This window comes from Neisseria sp. P0022.S010 (assembly GCF_051956635.1).
The window spans coordinates 1-3,478 of record NZ_JBQCXF010000310.1; the positions used below are offsets into that span (position 1 = coordinate 1).

The 3,478-nt window shown below is 50.6% G+C and carries 5 protein-coding genes; 4 read left to right on the forward strand and 1 reads right to left on the reverse strand.

Features of this window, described 5'->3' with window-relative positions:
- From ACTHUT_RS15845 to brnQ, 4 genes are all read left to right on the forward strand, one after another.
- On the forward strand, nucleotides 1-367 hold a 367-nt coding region (locus tag ACTHUT_RS15845), incomplete at its 5' end, for a tRNA threonylcarbamoyladenosine dehydratase (protein ID WP_440419026.1).
- A 10-nt stretch (nucleotides 368-377) separates the two neighbouring features.
- Nucleotides 378-845 (forward strand): hypothetical protein, encoded by a 468-nt coding sequence (locus tag ACTHUT_RS15850; RefSeq protein WP_440386536.1) that lies wholly within the window; start codon nucleotides 378-380, stop codon nucleotides 843-845.
- 92 nt (nucleotides 846-937) lie between these two features.
- Entirely contained in the window at nucleotides 938-1,849 is a 912-nt protein-coding gene (locus ACTHUT_RS15855) for a segregation and condensation protein A (protein WP_440386537.1), read from the forward strand.
- Nucleotides 1,846-3,174, forward strand: coding sequence for a branched-chain amino acid transport system II carrier protein (brnQ, locus tag ACTHUT_RS15860; RefSeq protein ID WP_440386538.1), 1,329 nt, complete (start codon nucleotides 1,846-1,848; stop codon nucleotides 3,172-3,174). Before ACTHUT_RS15855 ends, brnQ begins: the two co-directional genes overlap by 4 nt.
- A 24-nt stretch (nucleotides 3,175-3,198) precedes the next feature.
- Here the strand turns inward: brnQ and ACTHUT_RS15865 are convergent.
- Nucleotides 3,199-3,478 (reverse strand): hypothetical protein (locus ACTHUT_RS15865; protein ID WP_440419027.1); only part of this gene is annotated, 280 nt, incomplete at its 5' end.

Genomic DNA, 3,478 nt, shown 5'->3' on the forward strand with positions numbered 1-3,478 from the left:
GGCGGCGTATTTCGTGCAACATAAACAACCGTTTATTATCAGCGGCGGCGCGGGCGGACAGAAAAATCCGGCTTTAATCCAAACCGCCGATTTGAGCCGCGTTACCCACGATCCGCTGCTTTCCAACCTGCGCTACACCTTGCGCAAACGCTACGGCTTCAGCCGCGATACCAAAGAAAAAATGCGCGTGCCTTGCGTTTATTCAACCGAGAATATTACGCCGCCGCAATCCGGCGAAGCGTGTTCGACCGATGCCGCGCCGCAAGGTTTGTCCTGCGCGGGCTATGGGGCGAGTATGCTGGTAACGGCTGCGTTTGGGCTGTATTGTGCGCAGGCTGCGGTGGAGCATATCGCAGGGCGGAAGTGAGGGGTAGGAAATGGGTAAGAGCCGATTTTTTAAAGCCTACTTTATCGCCAGTCTGATTTATGCGGTATGGTTCGGCGTGTTGATGTATGCTGTCGATCCGATGTTTCTCGATGTGATGGAATGCAATACGCTGCCCGGCGATTATTTGTGTGTGCAAAGCGGTTATACCCGCCCGTTCACCACTTTTCTTTATCCGTTTCTGTCCGTCGTGATATTCAGCCTTTTGCACGCCGGTATCATGAAATGGCGCAAACGCCGTTCGGTTAAAATGATTTGGCTTTTGGTCGGCTGCGAAAGTTTGCTGTTGTCGGCTTTGATGGTGGCGATGCTGGCGAGAGATGGTTTTGTGTTGTCCCGAGATATCGGCTCGGTACTGACGGGTACAGTTTTCGCCAGCCTGCCGCTGTTGGGCATGGCCTTGGCTCAGACCTTTGCCGTCGCCATCGTTTCTTTGCAAATCAATCGTAAAAACCGCTGATTTTTATATTAAAAACGGATCGTCCTCGTTTCAGACGGCCTTTTGTTGATGAAACTTCTTACTAAACTTAAAAAGAAAAAGACCCTTTAACCATGCCTTCAGAACACCTTATTTCTTCCACTACCGCAACGCCGTCTGAACATACCGTTGCGTGGGTGTTCGGTCAGCCTGTTACCGATTTGCCGCAGGATTTGTTTATTCCGCCCGATGCGTTGAAGGTGGTATTGAGCAGCTTCCAAGGGCCGTTGGATTTGCTGCTGTACCTTATCCGCAAGCAAAATATCGATGTCCTCGATATTCCGATGGTGAAGATTACCGAGCAGTATCTGCACTATATTGCCCAAATGGAGGCATATCAGTTTGATTTGGCGGCGGAATACCTGTTGATGGCGGCGATGTTGATTGAAATTAAATCGCGCCTGTTGTTGCCGCGTCCTGAAGAAGTTGAGGATGAAGAGGCGGACCCGCGTGCCGAGCTGGTGCGTCGTCTGTTGGCTTACGAACAAATGAAACTGGCGGCTCAGGGCTTGGACGCATTGCCGCGTGCCGGACGTGATTTCGCTTGGGCGTATTTACCGCTGGAAATTGCGGTCGAAGCGAAGTTGCCGGAAGTGTACGTTGCCGATTTGACGCAGGCTTGGTTGGGTATTTTGTCGCGCGCCAAGCATACGCGCAGTCATGAAGTGGTGCGGGAAACCATTTCCGTGCGCGCGCAGATGACGGCGATTTTGCGCCGTTTGAACGAAAGTGGCATCAGCAAATTCAGCGATTTGTTTAAGCCGGAGCAGGGCGCGACGTATGTGGTGGTCAATTTTATTGCATTGCTGGAATTGGCCAAAGAAGGCTTGGTGCGTATCGTACAGCCTGAAAATTATGGCGAAATCGAAATCAGCCTGAAAGACGGTTTGGAAACAAACGAAGCCGAAATGCTTTCAGACGGCCTTGAAATCGATGAAACCGATGAAGCCGATAACGGTTATTTGGAAAAAGAGAATTTAAGATGAATTCGACGACAAGTCGCAGCAAGGCCTCTTTATGGGCGGTGGGTTTGATGCTGTTTGCGCTGTTTTTCGGCGCGGGTAACTTAATTTACCCGGCTTATTTGGGGCAGCAGGCAGGCGAAAACTGGCTTTCAGCAATGTTCGGCTTTTTGTTGACCGGGGCGGGGTTGCCACTGCTGGGCGTGATTGCCGTCGGCTATTCCGGCTCGCGTGATGTGGAAGCGCTGGCTTCCCGTGTTGCGCCTTGGTACGGCGTGACTTTTGCCGCCGCGCTTTATTTGGCAATCGGCCCCTTGTTTGCCATGCCGCGTACGGCAACGGTATCTTTTGAAACCGCCATCTCTCCTTTCATCGATGAATCTTGGAAAAACATCGCATTGGCCGTATTCAGCCTGGTGTTTTTCGGCATGACTTATTGGCTGTCGATTTCTCCGGGTAAGCTGGTTGACCGTATCGGTAAAATCCTTACGCCCGTTTTATTGCTGGCAATTGCAATATTGGTCGGCTATGCCGCTATCAACCCGATGGGCGTGCCACAGGCAGCGCAAGGCGATTTTGCCACTCATCCGTTGGTTAAAGGTATTTTGGAAGGCTACGGCACCATGGACGCGCTGGCTTCGCTGGTGTTTGCCATTATCGTCATCGATGCCGTTCGCGCCATGGGCGTGGACAACCGCGCGGATTTGCTGAAGACCACGACGATTTCCGGTGTGTTGGCGGCTTCCTGCCTGGCAGTGGTTTACCTGTTTATCGGCTATATGGGCGCGACAGGTGTGGCCGGTATCGGCTTGCAGGAAAACGGCGCGTTGGTTTTGTCTAAAACCGCACAGCATTATTTCGGTACGGCCGGTATTGTGTTGCTTGGCGTCATGGTGCTGCTGGCTTGTCTGAGTACTGCGGTGGGTTTGATTACTTCATGCGCCGAATATTTCAACCGTCTTTGCCCGGGTATTTCCTATAAAGTCTTTGTGATACTGAATACGGTGGTGTCTATCCTGTTGGCCAATAAAGGCCTGTCAGCGATTTTACATTTTTCTATTCCAATGTTGATGCTGTTGTATCCGCTGACTATCGTCATCATTCTGCTGGCTTTGACGGATAAACTGTTTGGCGGCGGCCGTATTGTCTATTTCTGCACCATGATGGCGGCCCTTGTAGTCGGTCTGCTCGATGCCTATAAAGCTGCGTTTGGATTGGATGCCGACACCGCTGCCGCCATCGAGCGCGCATTGCCGTTTTACAATATCGGTTTGGGGTGGGTTGTTCCTTCTTTAGCCTGTTTTATACTCGGCTGCATTTTGAATGCGGCGTTGAAGAAAAAAGCATGACGATAAACAGGCCGTCTGAAATGTTCAGACGGCCTGTTTATTTCGCCGACCAAACAAACGACAGATGATTTTTTTGAAGAAATCCGTTATAATTGAAAAGTTAAGGCTTTGCGAGATACCGTTTCGCAGATGCAACATATTGAGAAGGTTTATTTCCACAAATCCCGTTTTTTCAGTAAACGACTTGAACTGAAGGCGGATTTCGTGGTATAAATCGCGTTTTACTATTTTAGAAGTTTGGAGACTAACCATGGCACGAGTTTGCAAAGTGACCGGTAAGCGCCCGATGTCTGGCAATAACGTA

What these genes read in the sequence shown, in the direction of transcription:
- ACTHUT_RS15850 (WP_440386536.1), top strand. Translation starts at nt 378, where the DNA reads ATGGGTAAGAGCCGATTTTTTAAAGCCTACTTTATCGCCAGTCTGATT.
- brnQ (WP_440386538.1), top strand. Translation starts at nt 1,846, where the DNA reads ATGAATTCGACGACAAGTCGCAGCAAGGCCTCTTTATGGGCGGTGGGT.
- ACTHUT_RS15855 (WP_440386537.1), top strand. Translation starts at nt 938, where the DNA reads ATGCCTTCAGAACACCTTATTTCTTCCACTACCGCAACGCCGTCTGAA.